The sequence below is a fragment of the Mycobacterium sp. genome (assembly GCF_046095365.1).
Lineage (GTDB): Bacteria > Actinomycetota > Actinomycetes > Mycobacteriales > Mycobacteriaceae > Mycobacterium.
Window position 1 is genome coordinate 13,524 of the sequence record NZ_JBJTJF010000198.1, and the last position, 15,898, is coordinate 29,421.

13 protein-coding genes and 1 pseudogene are annotated in these 15,898 nt (G+C 69.9%); 7 read left to right on the forward strand and 7 right to left on the reverse strand.

The genetic code is table 11. The annotated features are described in order from the left end of the window. The first annotated feature begins 78 nt into the window (after window positions 1–78). Window positions 79–1,368, forward strand: coding sequence for a hypothetical protein (locus ACKOQ4_RS15030; RefSeq protein WP_526293228.1), 1,290 nt, complete (start codon window positions 79–81; stop codon window positions 1,366–1,368). A 54-nt stretch (window positions 1,369–1,422) separates the two neighbouring features. Here ACKOQ4_RS15030 and ACKOQ4_RS15035 read toward each other — a convergent pair whose 3' ends face one another. The 7 genes from ACKOQ4_RS15035 to ACKOQ4_RS15065 are packed head-to-tail and all read right to left on the reverse strand — an operon-like array spanning window position 1,423 to window position 10,438. Beyond that, window positions 1,423–2,004, reverse strand: a complete 582-nt coding sequence (locus tag ACKOQ4_RS15035; RefSeq protein WP_526293230.1) for a DUF1707 domain-containing protein — start codon at window positions 2,002–2,004, stop codon at window positions 1,423–1,425. Window positions 2,005–2,060: 56 nt separating this feature from the next. Further along, a complete protein-coding gene (locus tag ACKOQ4_RS15040) occupies window positions 2,061–2,837 on the reverse strand; it encodes an enoyl-CoA hydratase family protein (RefSeq protein WP_526293232.1) in 777 nt (258 codons plus the stop codon). 6 nt (window positions 2,838–2,843) lie between these two features. Continuing rightward, a complete protein-coding gene (locus ACKOQ4_RS15045) occupies window positions 2,844–4,022 on the reverse strand; it encodes an acyl-CoA dehydrogenase family protein (protein ID WP_526293234.1) in 1,179 nt (392 codons plus the stop codon). Then, window positions 4,019–5,980: an acetyl/propionyl/methylcrotonyl-CoA carboxylase subunit alpha gene (locus ACKOQ4_RS15050; protein ID WP_526293236.1), complete on the reverse strand. Its 1,962-nt coding sequence runs from the start codon at window positions 5,978–5,980 to the stop codon at window positions 4,019–4,021. The genes ACKOQ4_RS15045 and ACKOQ4_RS15050 overlap by 4 nt, the downstream gene beginning before the upstream one ends. 10 nt (window positions 5,981–5,990) lie before the next feature. Beyond that, window positions 5,991–7,586 carry an acyl-CoA carboxylase subunit beta gene (locus ACKOQ4_RS15055; RefSeq protein WP_526293238.1) on the reverse strand — a complete coding sequence of 532 codons (1,596 nt, stop codon included), beginning with the start codon at window positions 7,584–7,586 and terminating at the stop codon, window positions 5,991–5,993. Next, a complete protein-coding gene (locus ACKOQ4_RS15060) occupies window positions 7,583–8,755 on the reverse strand; it encodes an acyl-CoA dehydrogenase family protein (RefSeq protein ID WP_526293240.1) in 1,173 nt (390 codons plus the stop codon). The genes ACKOQ4_RS15055 and ACKOQ4_RS15060 overlap by 4 nt, the downstream gene beginning before the upstream one ends. Continuing rightward, the gene (locus ACKOQ4_RS15065) at window positions 8,756–10,438 is read right to left on the reverse strand and encodes an acyclic terpene utilization AtuA family protein (RefSeq protein WP_526293250.1); all 1,683 of its coding nucleotides are present in this window, start codon (window positions 10,436–10,438) and stop codon (window positions 8,756–8,758) included. 202 nt (window positions 10,439–10,640) lie between these two features. Here ACKOQ4_RS15065 and rpmF point away from each other — a divergent pair, with 202 nt between their 5' ends. The 6 genes and pseudogenes from rpmF to ACKOQ4_RS15095 form a co-directional block, all read left to right on the forward strand. Next, on the forward strand, window positions 10,641–10,814 hold the full coding sequence (gene rpmF, locus ACKOQ4_RS15070) for a 50S ribosomal protein L32 (protein WP_293359953.1): 174 nt from the start codon (window positions 10,641–10,643) through the stop codon (window positions 10,812–10,814). Between the two features lie 83 nt (window positions 10,815–10,897). Continuing rightward, a complete protein-coding gene (locus tag ACKOQ4_RS15075; RefSeq protein ID WP_526293242.1) occupies window positions 10,898–11,584 on the forward strand; it encodes a response regulator transcription factor in 687 nt (228 codons plus the stop codon). 13 nt (window positions 11,585–11,597) lie between these two features. Further along, a complete protein-coding gene (locus ACKOQ4_RS15080) occupies window positions 11,598–13,130 on the forward strand; it encodes a HAMP domain-containing sensor histidine kinase (protein ID WP_526293244.1) in 1,533 nt (510 codons plus the stop codon). Between the two features lie 70 nt (window positions 13,131–13,200). Beyond that, complete coding sequence (locus ACKOQ4_RS15085; RefSeq protein WP_526293246.1) at window positions 13,201–14,562, forward strand: S1C family serine protease; 1,362 nt, start codon at window positions 13,201–13,203, stop codon at window positions 14,560–14,562. Window positions 14,563–14,605: 43 nt separating this feature from the next. Beyond that, on the forward strand, window positions 14,606–15,178 hold the full coding sequence (locus tag ACKOQ4_RS15090; protein ID WP_526293248.1) for a MogA/MoaB family molybdenum cofactor biosynthesis protein: 573 nt from the start codon (window positions 14,606–14,608) through the stop codon (window positions 15,176–15,178). Window positions 15,179–15,706: 528 nt separating this feature from the next. Further along, window positions 15,707–15,898: pseudogene (locus ACKOQ4_RS15095) on the forward strand (MspA family porin); the annotation flags it as partial.

Below are 15,898 nucleotides of genomic sequence, written 5' to 3' on the forward strand. Positions count from 1 at the left end.
TGGCACGGCCACCGAGGGTGGCTCTCAGCAAAGCGAGTCCGCCAGGGCGGCGGGCAGAAACGTCAAAGGACACGCATCATGGCGACTCGTACCAAGCCCCTCGTCACGGCGGCAACCCTGGTCAGCGCGGCCGCCATCGCCGTCGCCGGCACCGCCATCACCCCGGGACTGAACCAGCCGACGCCGCACGCGCTGTCGACGGCCAAGGTCCAGCTGGCCACGTTCGCCGATGTGCTGTCCATCCCGGCGGAATACTGGACCGACGTGTTGTTCTGCGGCAATCTCGGCTGCAACGCGACCTGGGGTGGACGGCTCGGTCCGGAAAGCTACGGCCCGGAGTGGGCCAAGCCCGGCGGCGTGAACATCACCGGCCAGGTCGCCTACAAGAACCCGTGGGCCCAGTTCTGCGACAACGGATGTGTCCAGAGCGGTATCCCGGGCGTGGCGTATCTCTTCCTCGACGCGCTGATCAACGGTGACGGCAACGGGTGGGATCCGGCGGATCCGGGCGCCAACTGGCCCATCGGTTTCGTCAACTACCTGTGGGAGCCGAACACCGTCGTCCAACTCGGCGGCGGTTCGAGCCCGAACATCCAGTACGTCACCGAGGGCTTCAGCGCCGCCACGTGGTACGCACTGCAGGGCACGCTCGGGCGGGCGGTCCCGGCGCTGACGATTCCGATCGCCGCCGCGTTCTGGGGTCCGACGAATCTCACGGTCGCCTACAACCTCGCGCTGAGCGCCGTCGCCGGTCTGGTCGACGCCGTCCCCGGCATTGGTCCCTTCGTCGGTGACAGCATCCGTGCCTACCTCGGTGACCTCCAGCTGTACAACTCCGAGCCCCCGCAGTTCTATCAGTACGGCCTGTCCGGCACGCTGAACTACTGGATCGACATCGCCACTGGCGCGGCGCCCTGGCCGACCACCCCCCCTCTCCCGACCGCTGGTGCGGCGGCGGTGAAGGCCGTGGCGCCGGCAGCGGACGCCGAGGCCCCGGCGGTTGACGAGGTCGCGAACGACACCGCGACAGCGGACGTCACCGCGACGCCGGGCGACACCAAGGCGGAGAGCGTCACCGAGTCGGTGGTGTCGGAGAGCGGCCAGTCCGACGGCGCCGCGACCGAGGCCGAGGCCCCGGAGAACACCGCGGTCCTCACCTCGGTGGCGGACGTCAAGACCGCCGTCGCCGACACGGCGCAGGCACCGGCGAAGGCGGCGCCGAAGCGCCCGATCCGGGACGCTGTGCAGAAGGCGACCAAGCAGATCGCCGCTGCGGTCGACAACGCGAAAGCCAAGGCCGCGGCCAAGGCCGAGGCCAGGTCGAGCGCTGCCAAGGCCCGCGTGGCCAAGGCCGCTGCCGGCAGCTAGTCAGCTCCTACGCACTCGGCCCCCTCCACGGAGGGGGCCGAGTTTTTCTCCGGGTCAGCTTGACATGGCTTGGCGCTTGCGCCGTTTGATCCCCACACCGCCCCACAGCGAGAATCCGGTGATGGTGATCTTCGGTGCACCCGGTGTGCCGTTTCCCTCGACGTTGCGGTCGAAGCCGCCCATAACGCCGTGTCCCCGGATCTCGACGTTGACCTCCGGCGGCAGCAGGATGGTCTGGCCGCCCAGGATCGAGTAGGCGTGGATCTCCACCTCGTGTGAGGTGAAGTCGGCGTAGCGCAGATCCACCACTCCGCCCCCGAACAGCGTGACGGTCGTCATTCGCCCCGGCACGTTCCAGCGGCCGCGCCGTTCGAATCCGCTGAAGATAGCCAGCAGCATCGTCGCCGGCGCGGGCCGGCTGTGTCCCCGGCAGCGCTCCAGTGCCTCCGGAAGGCCGTAGGTGAGCCGGTCGAGTTGGTCGTAGGTCGTCGCCGAGTAGGCCGCGGCCAGTCGCGACTCGTACTGGTCGATCGAGAGCCGCCCGTTGGCCGCGGCCTCCGAGAGCAACTGGGCGACCTGTATCCGGTCGTCGTCGGAGGCCCGCATCGAGGAGTCGCGGGGGGACATGCTGCTCATGACCCACTGAGCCTACGACCGGTCGACATCGGCGCAAAAGTGCGTTTACCGAACCGTCACCCCGGTGGCACCCAGCGCGGCGGCCGTTTCTCCAGGAAGGCGAGCATGCCCTCGCGGGCTTCCTCGGAGACGAACAGCCGCGCCGAATCCTCGGCCAACCGTTGCGCGTCGCGGTCGAATCCGGCCAACACGGCCGCGGTGGTGAGTGCCTTGGACGCGGCCAGGCCCTGCGGGGACGCCTTCGCAATATCGCCGGTGATCGCCCTGACCGCGTAATCGACGTCGTCGGCGGTGGCGGTCACCAGCCCGATTCCGGCGGCGCGACGGGCATCGAAGGTCTCCCCGGTCAGGTAGTACCGTGCCGCGGCCCGGGGTTGCAGCTTTGGCAGCAGTGTCAGCGAGATGATCGCCGGGGCGACCCCGATCCGCGCCTCGGTCAGCGCGAAGGTGCTGCGCGGGCCCGCGACGACGATGTCGCACGCGCCGACCAGTCCCATCCCGCCGGCCCGCACGTGACCGTCGACGGCGCCGATCACCGGGACCGGGCACTCGACGATCGAGCGCAGCAGGGCCGCCAGTTCGTGCGCGCGCCCCGCGGCGGCCTGCTGCGGATCCCCGCCGGTGGCCTCGGACAGATCCGCGCCGGCGCAGAAGGTGTTTCCGGTATGGCCCAGAACCACCGCGCGCACGGACGGGTCTGCGGCCGCGCGGCCCAGCCCGTCGCGCAGTTGCGACACCAGGGCCGAGGACAGCGCGTTGCGGTTGTGGGGTGAGTCCAGGGTCAGTCGAACGACGTTGCCGTCGGCCCGGTAGGAGACGAGTGGGTCGGTCATGGCGGATCAGTACGACCGCGGCAGACCCAGCGAGGTCTGCGCCACGAAGTTGAGGATCATCTCCCGGCTCACCGGCGCGATGCGCGCCAGCCGGGAGCCGACCAGCATCGCCGCCACCCCGTACTCCTGGGACAGACCGTTGCCGCCCATCGACTGCACGGCCTGGTCCACCGCCCGGGTCGACGCCTCCGCGGCGGCGTACTTGGCAATGTTGGCCGCCTCGGCGGCACCCATGTCGTCGCCCACGTCGTAGAGAGTGGCCGCCTTCTGCATCATCAGTTTCGCCAGTTCGAGCTCGATGTGGTTCTGCGCCAACGGATGTGAGATTCCCTGGTGCGCACCGATCGGGGTCTTCCACACCTGGCGGGTCTTGACGTAGTCGCAGGCCTTCTCCAAGGCCAGCCGTCCCATGCCGACCGCGCTGGCCGCCCCCATGATCCGCTCGGGGTTCAGCCCGGCGAACAGTTGAGCGATCGCCGCATCCTCGGCGCCCACCAGCGCATCGGCCGGCAGCCGAACCTCGTCGATGAAAACCTGGAACTGGCTCTCGGGCATGGTCAGCTCCATCGGGATCCTGGTGAAGGTGAACCCGGGGGTGTCGATCGGCACCACGAACAGCGCCGGACGCAGATTGCCGGTCTTGGCGTCCTCGGTACGGCTGACGACGAGGACGGAGTCGGCCTGGTCGAGGCCGGATATCCACACCTTCTGGCCCGACAGGATCCAGTCGGAGCCGTCCCGGCGCGCGGTGGTGGTGATGCGGTGCGAGTTCGAACCGGCGTCGGGTTCGGTGATGGCGAAAGCCATCGTGATAGACCCGTCGGCGATACCGGGGACCCAGCGCTTCTTCTGCTCGTCGGTGCCGAACTTGGCGATGATGGTGCCGTTGATGGCGGGGGAGACCACCATCATCAACAGCGGGCAGCCCCCCGCCGAAAGCTCCTCCATCACCAGCGCGAGCTCGTACATACCGGCACCGCCGCCGCCATACTCCTCGGGCAGGTTCACCCCGATGAACCCCAGTTGGCCTGCCTCTCGCCATAATTCGTCGGTGTGGCCACCCGAGCGGGCCTTCTCGAGGTAGTAGTCCGGGCCGTAGTTGGCGGCCAGTGCCGCAACGGACTTGCGCAGCGCCTGGCGTTCGGCACTCTCGATGAAGTCGGTGTCAGTCTCAGGGTCGCTCACTGGTCGTCTCCTTCGGATGTCTCGACACGGGCAAGCACGGCGCCCACCTCGACCTGCTGGCCGACGCCGACGTCGAGTTGGACCAGCACACCGGCGGCCGGCGCGGTGATGGTGTGTTCCATCTTCATCGCCTCCAGCCAGACCAGCGGCTGGCCGGCGGCGACGGTGTCGCCGGGCGCGGCGCCGATCCGGATCACCGACCCGGGCATCGGCGCCAGCAGCGAGCCCTTGGCCACCGCCGTGCCGGGCTCGGGGAAGCGCGGGACCGCGGTCAGGGTGACCGGCCCGAGCGGGGAGTCGACGTACACCTCGTCGCCGTAACGGGCGACGTCGAATGCGGTGGCGACCCCGTCCCGCACCAGCACCGCTTCCACCGGCGTGACCGAGTCCAGGGTGACACCCGGGTCGTCGGGCAGCAGCACTCCGCGGCGGGTGAATCGGTAGGCGACCCGGTGCTCGCACCCGTCGGCGTCGTGAAAGACCTTGTGCTGGTTGCCGGAAACCACGTTGCGCCAGCCGCTGGGCACGGCGGCCAGCACCGGTGCGGTGGCGCGGTTGTGCGCGGATTCGGCCAGGGTGGCGGCCACCGCGGCCAGCCGGACCGCGTCGGGCCCGGCCAGCGGCATGGCCAGACCCCCCAGTCCGTGGACGTCGAAGAAGCCGGTGTCGGTGTCCCCGGCCAGGAAAGCCGGGTGACGCAGCACGTTGACCAGCAGGTCGCGGTTGGTGCGCAGACCGTGCAGCCGGGTACGGGCCAGCGCGTCGGCGAGCAGTTGCGCGGCCCGGGTGCGGCTCGGGGCCTTCGCGATGACCTTGGCCAGCATGGGGTCGTAGTAAACGGACACCACCGACCCGTCGGCGACCCCGGAGTCCAGCCGGATCCCGGTGCCGGGCGTCAGGCCGAAGTGGGTTGCCGCACCGGGTACGGAGAAGCGCCGGATCCGACCCGCCTGGGGTTGCCAGTCGCGGGCGGGATCCTCGGCGTACAACCGCGCCTCGATGGCATGTCCTCGCGGACTCGGACTCTCGGGTTCCAGACGCTGCCCGTCTGCCACGTTGATCTGAAGCTCCACCAGATCCACACCGGTGGTCAGTTCGGTGACCGGGTGTTCCACCTGAAGGCGGGTGTTCATCTCCAGGAAGTAGAACTCGCCGGCGTCGTCGGCCAGGAACTCCACCGTTCCCGCGCCGCAGTACCCGATCGCTCCCGCCGCCAGACGGGCCGCGTCGAAAAGCCGCTGCCGCATGCCCGGAATTCGTTCGACGAGAGGGGACGGCGCCTCCTCGATGATCTTCTGGTGGCGGCGCTGGATCGAGCACTCCCGCTCGCCGAGCGCCCAGATCGTGCCGTGCCGGTCGGCCATCACCTGCACCTCGACGTGGTGTCCGCGCGGCAGGTAACGCTCACAGAACACCGCGTCGTCGCCGAAGGCGGAGTGCGCCTCGCGGCGGGCGGCCTGGACCCGGGCGTGCAGATCGCCGATGTCGTCGACAACCCGCATGCCTCGGCCGCCGCCGCCGGCCGAAGCCTTGACCAGAACCGGAAGCTGATCCGGCCCGACGGTGTCCGGGTGCAGTTCGGCCAGCACCGGGACCCCGGCGGCCGCCATCATCTTCTTGGCCTCGATCTTGGAACCCATCGCCGTGACCGCCTCCGGCGGCGGCCCGATCCAGATCAGCCCGGCGTCGCCGACCGTCCTGGCGAAAACCGCGTTCTCCGAGAGGAAGCCGTAGCCGGGGTGAACGGCATCGGCGTGCGCCGAACGGGCCGCCGCCAGCAGCGCGTCGATGTCGAGGTAGCTGTCGATGAGAACCCGGGCGTCGGCCTCGGCGACGTGCGGGGAGTTCGCGTCGTGCTCGGTGTAGACCGCGACGGTGCCGATGCCGAGGCGGCGGCAGGTGGCGAACACCCGCCGCGCGATCTCGCCGCGGTTGGCGACAATGACCTTGGTGATCACGGGTCCTGCCTCACATCCGGAAGACGCCGAACTTCGACGTCCCCTCGATCGGGCCGTTGGCGATGGCGGACAGGCACATTCCCAGCACCGTGCGGGTGTCCCGCGGGTCGATCACCCCGTCGTCGTAGAGACGCCCGGACAGGAAGGCCGGTAGCGACTCGGCCTCGATCTGCGCCTCCACCGCGGCCCGCAGCGCGGCGTCGGCGTCCTCGTCCACGGCCTGCCCGCGGGCCTCCGCGGCGGCGCGGTTGACGATCGAGAGCACCCCGGCCAACTGCGCCCCGCCCATCACCGCGGACTTCGCGCTGGGCCAGGCGAACAGGAACCGCGGATCGTAGGCGCGCCCGCACATGCCGTAGTGGCCCGCACCGTAGGACGCTCCGATCAACAGCGAGATGTGCGGCACCGCCGAGTTGGACACGGCGTTGATCATCATCGCGCCGTGCTTGATCATGCCGCCCTCTTCGTAGGCCCGGCCGACCATGTAGCCGGTTGTGTTGTGCAGGAACAGCAGTGGGGTGTTCGACTGGTTGGCCAGTTGGATGAACTGGGTCGCCTTCTGCGACTCCTCGCTGAACAGCACCCCGCGGGCGTTGGCCAGGATGCCCACCGGATAGCCGAACACACTGGCCCACCCGGTGACCAGGGAGGCGCCGTAGAGAGGCTTGAACTCGTCGAAATCAGAGGCGTCGACGATCCGGGCGATCACCTCCCGGGGGTCGAACGGGACGCGCAGGTCGGCCGGGACGATGCCGAGCAGGTCCGCGGCGTCGGCCAGTGGCTCGGTGAACGGCCGCGGCGCCGGTCCCTTCTTGGTCCAGTTCAGCCGCGCCACGATGCGCCGGCCGATGCGCAGCGCGTCGAGTTCGTCGACCGCGAAGTAGTCGGCCAGCCCGGAGATCCGGGCGTGCATCTCCGCTCCGCCGAGCGACTCGTCGTCGGACTCCTCGCCGGTGGCCATCTTCACCAGTGGCGGCCCGGCGAGGAAGACCTTGGAGCGCTCCTTGATCATCACCACGTGGTCGCTCATCCCGGGTATGTAGGCGCCGCCGGCGGTGGAATTGCCGAAAACCAGTGCGATGGTGGGAATCCCGGCTGCCGAGAGCCGGGTGAGGTCGCGGAACATCCGCCCGCCCGGGATGAAGATCTCCTTCTGGGTTGGCAGGTCCGCGCCGCCGGACTCCACCAGCGAGATCACCGGCAGCCGGTTCTCCAGCGCGATCTGGTTGGCGCGCAGCACCTTCCTCAGCGTCCACGGGTTGGAGGTGCCGCCCTTGACGGTCGGGTCGTGGGCGACCAGCATGCACTCGATCCCCTCGACCACCCCGATTCCGGTGACCAGGCTGGCGCCGACGGTGAACTCGGTTCCGTAGGCGGCCAGCGGGCACAACTCCAGGAACGGTGAGTCCGGGTCGAGCAGCAACTCGATGCGCTCGCGCGCGGTCAGCTTGCCGCGGGCGTGGTGACGCTCGACGTATTTCGGGCCGCCGCCGCCGAGCGCCTTGGCCAGTTCGCTATCCAGTTCGGCGAGTTTGGCGGTCATCGCCTCGGCGGCGGCGAGGTAGGCCGGGGCCGTGGTGTCGACGGCGCTGCGCAGCGCGGTCACGGCTGATACCCGAGCGTCTTGGCGGCCAGCGCGGTGAGGATCTCGGTGGTGCCGCCGCCGATCCCGAGGATCCGCATGTCGCGGTACTGCCTTTCGATCTCGGACTCGGCCATGTAGCCCATCCCGCCGAACAGTTGCACGGCCTGGTTTGCCACCCACTCGCCGGCCTCGACCGCGGTGTTCTTGGCGAAGCACACCGGCGCGATCAGGTTCGTCTCACCCAGTGTCGGCGGCCCGTCGGCTCCGGCCAAGGACCGCTCGACGACACTGCGGGAGTAGACCCGCGCGACGTCGATGCGGCGGGCCATCTCGGCGAGCGTGTTCTGCACCGTTTGGCGGGCGATCAGCGGCTTACCGAAGGTCTCCCGGTCCCGGCACCACTGCGCGGTGATGTCCAGGCAGCGCTGCGCGCTCGAATACGCCTGCACGGCAAGGCCGATGCGCTCGGCGACGAAGGCCTGGGCGATCTGCAGGAATCCGGTGTTCTCGGCGCCGACGAGGTTTTCCACCGGTACCCGGGCGTCGGTGAACGACAGCTCCGCGGTGTCCGAGGACCGCCAGCCCATCTTCGCCAGCTTGCGGCTGACCTCGAAGCCGGGCGTGCCCTTCTCGATGACGAGCATCGACACCCCGGCGGCTCCGGGACCGCCGGTGCGCACCGCCGCCACCACGTAGTCGCCGCGCACCGCCGAGGTTATGTAGGTCTTGGAGCCGTTGACCACGAAGTGGTCGCCGTCCCGGACCGCGGTGGTGCGCAGGTGCCCGACGTCGGAGCCCCCGCCCGGTTCGGTGATGGCCAGCGATCCGATCAGCTCGCCGCGCAGGGTCGGCCTGACGAACTTGTCGATCAGCCGGGCGTCGCCGGAGGCGATCATGTGCGGCACCGCGATTCCGACGGTGAACAGCGAGGCGAACACCCCGCCGGGGGTTCCGGCCTCGTGCAGTTCCTCGCAGATGATCGCGGTGTCGGCGGCGTCGCCGCCCTCCCCGCCGTACTCCTCACCGAAGCCGACGCCGAGCAGTCCCGCCTCGGCCGTCCGCCGGCTCAGGTCGCGCGGCAACTCGCCGGCCTGTTCCCAGTCGTCGATGTGCGGCAGGATCTCGCGTTCGGCGAAGGCGCGCACCGACTTCCGCAGTTGCTGGCGTTCCGGTGTGGTCCAGATGCTCATCTACAGCAGCTCCTCGGGGATGTCGACGTGTCGGCTGCGCAGCCACTCGCCGAGGCCCTTGGCCTGGGGGTCGAAGCGCGCCTGGTAGGCGACGCCCTTGCCGAGGATGCCGTCGATCACGAAGTTCACCGCGCGGATACCCGGCAGCAGATGGCGCTCGACGTCGAGATCGTCGGCCTCGGGCAGCAACTCGCGCAGCAGGTCGACGGTCAGCGTGCCGGCCAGCCAGCGGTACTGCGCCTCGGTGCGCACCCACACGCCGATGTTGGCGCCGCCGCCCTTGTCGCCGCTGCGCGCGCCCGCGACGGTGCCCAGCGGCAGCCGGCGGGTCGGTCCGGCCGGTGGCGGCCCGGGCACGGCGGGTTCGGCGGCGGGCCGCAGTTCGAGTGTCTGGCTGGCCGGCGGGATCGGCACCCTGGTGCCGTCGGCGTGCACCGCCACGTGCCCGACCTCGGCGGACGGTACGTAGCCGGGGGTGAACAACCCGTACACCGCACCGTCGGACGGAGGTGCGGTGGTGTGGAAGCCGGGGTAGCTCGCGAGCGCGAGTTCCACTGCGGCAGAGGAGAACCGGCGTCCGACACGCTGCGGATCCGGATCGCGCACGGTGCACGTCAGCAGCGCGCTCGCGGTCTGCTCGGTGTCGGCGTCGGGCCGGTCGGTGCGCGCCAGCGACCATTGCACCTCGGCGGGGGCCTCGGTCAGCGCGGACTCGAGCTGCCGGCGCACCAGGTCGGCCTTGGCCTCGATGTCCAGTCCGGTCAGCACGAAGGTGGCGGCGTTGCGGTAGCCGCCGATGCTGTTCAGCGACACCTTCAGCGTCGGGGGTGGCGGCTCGCCGCGCACCCCCCGGATGCACACCCGGTCGGGCCCGTCGTCGAGCAGTTCGATGGTGTCGAAGCGGGCGGTGGCATCGGGGTGGGCGTCGCGGGCGCCGGTGATCGCGTCGAGCAGTTGCGCGGTGACGGTGCCGATGCTGACCCGGCCGCCGGTGTCTGGCTGCTTGGTGATCACCGAGGAACCGTCGCCGGCGATCTCGGCCAGCGGGAACCCGGCGTGGTCGAGGTCGGCGATCCCGGTGAAGAACGAGTAGTTGCCGCCGGTGGCCTGGGTGCCGCATTCGATGACATGTCCGGCGACCACCGCCCCGGCGATCCGGTCGTAGTCGTCTCGGGCCCAGCCGAAGTGGGCGGCGGCGGGTCCGACCACCACCGAGGCGTCGGTGACCCGGCCGGTCACCACGATGTCGGCGCCGGCGTTCAGGCAGTCGACGATCCCCCAGGCGCCCAGATAGGCGTTGGCGGTCAGCACCCCGGGGAATCCCAGTTCGGCTGCCCGCGGCAGCAGGTCGTCGCCCTCCACGTGGGCGACGCTCACCGCGACGCCGAGCCTGTCGGCCAGGGCGCGCACCGCCGCGGCCAGGCCGGCCGGGTTCAGGCCGCCGGCGTTGGTGACGATGCGCACGCCGCGGTCGTGGGCCAGGCCCAGGCACTGCTCCAACTGGGTCAGAAAGGTCTTGGCGTAGCCCCGCTCGGGGGATTTCATCCGGTCGCGGCCCAGGATGAGCATGGTCAGTTCGGCCAGGTAGTCGCCGGTGAGATAGTCCAGGTCACCGCCGGTGAGCATCTCGCGCATCGCCGAGATCCGGTCGCCGTAGAAGCCCGAGCAGTTGCCGATCCGCACGGGTCCGGGGACAGCCGGCATCGGGTGCGTCCTCCCTGGGCGGTGACGGCCGGCCGCCTACCGGCCAACCAACCGGTAGGTTATCCGCTGGTTCGGGGCCGGTGTCAACGCCTTGCCGCTTTGGAGAAGCCACCGGCCGGCGGCTATCCTTGAGACTCGGCCGCGTGTCTGCGCGGCGGCAATCACGAGGAGATCACCCGTCATGGCTGTGCCCAAGCGCCGGATGTCGCGCTCGAACACCCGCAGTCGGCGTTCGCAGTGGAAAGCCACCGAGCCCGGCCTTGTCACCGTGTCCGTCGGAGGCCGTCAGCACAAGGTGCCCCGCCGTCTGCTCAAAGCGGCCCGGCTGGGGCTGATCGACCTCGACAAGCGCTGATTTCGCCGGGATCGGCGCCGAATCGCCTGTTCGCGCGGCGCGTCTCTTAGACGAATCTAAGTCGATTGGTTGACACTAACCACGTGCGAATCCTTGTGGTCGATGACGACCGTGCCGTCCGGGAGTCCCTGCGGCGTTCCCTGTCCTTCAACGGATACACCGTCGACCTCGCCGAGGACGGCGTGGAGGCGCTCGAGGCGATCGCCAACGAGCGGCCCGAGGCAGTGGTTCTCGACGTGATGATGCCGCGGCTGGACGGCCTGGAGGTCTGCCGCCAGTTGCGCAGCACCGGCGACGACCTTCCGATCCTGGTGCTGACTGCGCGCGACTCGGTTTCCGAGCGGGTGGCCGGCCTGGACGCGGGAGCCGACGACTACCTGCCCAAGCCGTTCGCGCTGGAGGAGCTGCTTGCCCGCCTGCGTGCCCTGCTGCGCCGGACCGGCCCGGAGGAGACCACCGAGACCGCGATCATGACGTTCGCCGACCTCACCTTGGACCCGGGAACCCGCGAGGTGCATCGGGGTAAGCGCGCGATCAGCCTGACCCGCACCGAGTTCGCGCTGCTGGAGATGCTCATCGCCAATCCCCGCCGGGTGCTCACCCGCAGCCGCATTCTCGAGGAGGTGTGGGGTTTCGACTTCCCCACCTCCGGCAACGCGCTGGAGGTCTACGTCGGCTATCTGCGGCGCAAGACCGAGGCGGAAGGAGAACCGCGGCTGATCCACACCGTTCGTGGTGTGGGTTACGTGCTGCGCGAAACTCCGCCCTGATGTCCAGATCCTGATGCCCGGATTCAAGCGGCGCCGTCGGGTCACCGGCGCCCCGGGGAAAGCCACCACGTCGTTGTCGCTGCGGTGGAGGGTGATGCTGCTGGCCATGTCGATGGTGGCCATGGTCGTGGTGCTGATGGCCGTCGCGGTCTACGCGGTGGTGTCCGCCGCGCTCTACACCGACATCGACCACCAGTTGCAGAGCCGCGCCCAGTTGCTGATCGCCCGCGGCTCGCTGGCCGCCGACCCGGCCCAGGCCATCGAGGGCACCGCCTCCTCCGACGTCAACGCGATGCTGGTCAATCCCGGCAAGTCGATCTACACCGCCAACCAGCAGGGCCAGGCGCTGCCCGTCGGACAACCGGAGAAGGCGGTGATCCGCGGCGAACTGTTCATGTCGCGCCGGACAGTCGGCGATCAGCGGGTGCTTGCGGTGCACCTGCCCAACGGCAGTTCGCTGCTGATCTCCAAGAGCCTGCAGCCCACCAACGCGGTGATGAACAAGCTCAAGTGGGTGCTGCTGGCGGTAGGCGGCGTCGGTGTGGTGATCGCCGCGGTGGCAGGCGGCACGGTGGCCCGGACCGGTCTGCGTCCGGTCGGCCGGCTCACCGAGGCCGCCGAGCGGGTGGCGCGCACCGACGACCTGCGACCCATCCCGGTGTTCGGCAGCGATGAGCTGGCCCGGCTCACCGAGGCGTTCAACGCCATGCTGCGCGCGCTGGCCGAGTCGCGCGAACGGCAGGCCCGGCTGGTCGCCGACGCCGGCCACGAGCTGAAGACGCCCCTGACGTCACTGCGCACCAACGTCGAGCTGCTGATGGCCTCCGGTGCGCCCGGCGCGCCCCCGATCCCCGAGAGCGAGCTGGCCGAGCTGCGCGCCGATGTGATCGGCCAGATCGAGGAACTCTCGACACTGGTCGGCGATCTGGTGGATCTCACCCGGGAGGACAACGCGCACGGCCACGCGCTCGAGGACGTCGAGTTGACCGAGATCATCGACCGCAGCCTCGAGCGGGTTCGCCGCCGCCGCAACGACATCGACTTCGACGTCGAGGCCGTCGGCTGGCAGATCCACGGCGATCACGCGGGACTGTCGCGGGCCGTGCTCAACCTGCTCGACAACGCGGCCAAGTGGAGTCCGCCCGGCGGGGCGGTCGTGCTGCGGCTGCGCCAGGTCGACGCCGCCCATGCCGAACTGCTGGTGTCCGACGAAGGTCCCGGCATCGAGCCCGAGGAACGCGGTCTGGTGTTCGAGCGGTTCTATCGCTCCGCCTCGGCGCGGGCGATGCCGGGTTCGGGTCTGGGCCTGGCGATCGTGAAACAGGTTGTGGTCAAACATGGCGGCATGATTCGCATCGGGGAGACGGTGCCCGGGGGAGACCCGCCGGGAACGACGTTCTATGTGCTGCTGCCGGGCACTCCGACCGCGGTGTTGTATCGGTCACCATCCGCCCACAGCGAAATCGCAGCAACAAACGGCGAATTCGGCGTTAACGGAGAGGACGTGGCAGCCGAACCGAGTGTCATCTCAGTCGATTCTCAGTAGCACCCGGCAAGCTGGAGACAACACGATGGCGCGATACCGCGCTGACTACCGGAAAGAGCAAACAGCCGCGATGACAGACGACCCGCGTCACCCGACGCCGCAGTCCGGCCGGCAGGTGCCGAACCAGCCGGCTGCGCCGGGCTACACCCAGGCCGGCTACCAACAGCCCTACGACTGGCGCTACGCGAACCCCCAGGGGCCGTACGACCCCTACGGCGGTGCGCGTTCCGGCACCACCTCCGTGCTTCCCCCGGTCGCCGAACCGCGCCGCCGGAAGCGCTCCCGCACCGTCGCACTGACCCTTGGCGCGCTCGCGATCGCCGCGGTGTCGGCCGGCGTCGGCGGAACGGTGGCCTCGATGGTGCGGCCCGCCGGCCAGCCCTCCGTTGCGGCGCCCCCCGCCGCGGCTCCCAACTCACGCAGCGTCCCGACCGCCAACGCGCCCATCGGCTCGGTCGAACAGGTGGCGGCGAAGGTGGTGCCCAGCGTGGTCAAGCTCGAGACCAAGATGGGCCGCGCCACCGAGGAGGGTTCGGGCATCGTGTTGTCCGCCGACGGGCTGATCCTGACCAATAACCACGTGGTCTCCGGCGCGCGGGGCGGGCCCGGCGCGCCCAAGCCGCCAGGCATGCCGGGCAAGCCGGCCGACCCTCCGGCGAAGCCGGCCGGGATGACCACCATCGTCACCTTCGCCGACGGCCGCACCGCCCCCTTCACCGTCGTCGGCACCGATCCGGCCAGCGACATCGCCGTCGTTCGCGCCCAGGGTGTTTCCGGGCTGACCCCGATAACACTCGGCTCCTCGGCCGACCTCCGGGTCGGTCAGGACGTCGTGGCGATCGGCTCGCCGCTGGGTCTGGAGGGCACCGTCACCACCGGGATCGTCAGCGCGCTGAACCGTCCGGTCGCGGCGGGCGGTGACGCCAGTAACCAGAACACGGTTCTGGACGCGATCCAGACCGACGCGGCGATCAACCCGGGCAACTCCGGCGGGGCGTTGGTCAACATGTCCGGCGAACTGGTCGGAGTGAACTCTGCGATCGCCACCCTGGGCGGTGACTCGCCGGAGGGGCAGAGCGGATCCATCGGGCTGGGCTTCGCGATCCCGGTCGACCAGGCCAAGCGGATCGCCGACGAACTGATCAGCAGCGGAACGGCCTCGCACGCCTCGCTGGGCGTGCAGGTCAGCAACGACGTCACCACGCACGGCGCCAAGATCGTCGAGGTGGTCAAGGGCGGTGCGGCCGCCAACGCCGGCCTGCCCAGCGGCGTGGTGGTGACCAAGGTCGACGACCGAGTGATCGGCAGCGCCAACGCCCTGGTGGCGGCGGTGCGGTCCCGAGCTCCCGGGGCGAAGCTGACTCTGACCTACCTGGACCCCTCCGGAAATCCCCAGACGGTCGATGTGACGCTGGGCAAAGCCGACCAGTGACCCGCCGGCCAGTGAGCCGCGGCAACGGCGACCGGTGACGCGCATGGGCACCGACCGTCCGCTGACGGTGGTCGCCGAGTCAGCCCCGTCTTCGCGGCTCGGATATACGGTGGCTTCCATGGAACAGACTGAAGGTTCGGCCGGGCGGGCGCTGGTGGTCGTAGTGGACGATCGTCAGGCCCGGGGTGTTGCCGAGGGCCACAGCGGCACGCTGGTGACCGAACTGCTCGAGGAGGCGGGGTTCGTGGTCGACGGCGTGGTCGTGGTGGCCGCCGATGAGGTCGAGATCCGCAACGCCCTGAACACCGCGGTGATCGGTGGTGTCGACCTGGTGGTGTCGGTGGGCGGCACCGGGGTCAATCCGCGCGACGTCGCTCCCGAGGCGACCGTCGGGGTGCTCGACCGGGAACTGCCCGGCATCGCCGAGGCGCTGCGCGCCTCCGGCCTGGCGGCCGGGAGCACCGACGCCGGGCTGTCCCGCGGTCTGGCCGGTATCTCCGGCAGCACGCTGGTGGTCAATCTGGCGGGATCGCGAGCCGCCGTCCGGGACGGCATGGCGACCCTGGGGCCGATGGCCACCCACGTGATCGCCGAGCTGTCCAGCCTGGACATCTGAGTCGGGCCACCGGGTGTGAACATCAGGTTTCGGTCCCGTGACGTGGGAAAACACCTTGATTGTGACCTTAGTCACACTTGGTTCCCGTCGTGCTGAATCCGGAGGGTCCGAAGCGGCCGCCAGTTAACGCGGTCTTCGGCGAGGACCTGCCGCGAGCCTCATCGGACGAACGCGATCCAGGGGAGTCCGCCGAACAGCACGAGCGCGACCGGTGGTTGCGGGATAACGTTCCGCCACACCATCTTTGACGTTTCCCGACCTCGGCCGGGGCGTGCGCCTGAGACCGCCGGCCGGCGCGCGCGGCGCGGGCCGGCGGAGGTGGCTCCGATCACAGCCGGATCTGGCCCACTCTCGCCGCAGCTAAGCCGTATCGGTGGCCGGCGACGACTCCGGCGGTCCCCTTCGCGTTGCCCGCACCGTTTCCCTACCGATATCGTCCTCCTGACATTTACTTGTCGGAGTCCAACGGGGGATTCCGCAGCGCACCCGACGGTGAACCCTCACCGCCACAACCAAGCTAGGGAGACCATGAAGGCTTTCGGTCGTGTTCTGGTGGCGTTCTTCGCCGTGCTGGCGGGGCTGTTCGCGACGCCGGGCACCGCGCAGGCGGTGCTGGACAATCAGATGAGCCTGGTCGACGGGGGCGGGCGGACGATGACCATCCAGCAGTGGGACACCTACCTCGACGGGGTCTACCCGCTGGACCGCAACCGGCTGACC

Bases quoted from the DNA above. Each gene is read 5' to 3' on its own strand.
- ACKOQ4_RS15030 (WP_526293228.1), top strand. From the start codon at position 79: ATGGCGACTCGTACCAAGCCCCTCGTCACGGCGGCAACCCTGGTCAGC.
- ACKOQ4_RS15035 (WP_526293230.1), bottom strand. From the start codon at position 2,004: ATGAGCAGCATGTCCCCCCGCGACTCCTCGATGCGGGCCTCCGACGAC.
- ACKOQ4_RS15040 (WP_526293232.1), bottom strand. From the start codon at position 2,837: ATGACCGACCCACTCGTCTCCTACCGGGCCGACGGCAACGTCGTTCGA.
- ACKOQ4_RS15060 (WP_526293240.1), bottom strand. From the start codon at position 8,755: ATGAGCATCTGGACCACACCGGAACGCCAGCAACTGCGGAAGTCGGTG.
- rpmF (WP_293359953.1), top strand. From the start codon at position 10,641: ATGGCTGTGCCCAAGCGCCGGATGTCGCGCTCGAACACCCGCAGTCGG.
- ACKOQ4_RS15080 (WP_526293244.1), top strand. From the start codon at position 11,598: ATGCCCGGATTCAAGCGGCGCCGTCGGGTCACCGGCGCCCCGGGGAAA.
- ACKOQ4_RS15085 (WP_526293246.1), top strand. From the start codon at position 13,201: ATGACAGACGACCCGCGTCACCCGACGCCGCAGTCCGGCCGGCAGGTG.
- ACKOQ4_RS15090 (WP_526293248.1), top strand. From the start codon at position 14,606: ATGGGCACCGACCGTCCGCTGACGGTGGTCGCCGAGTCAGCCCCGTCT.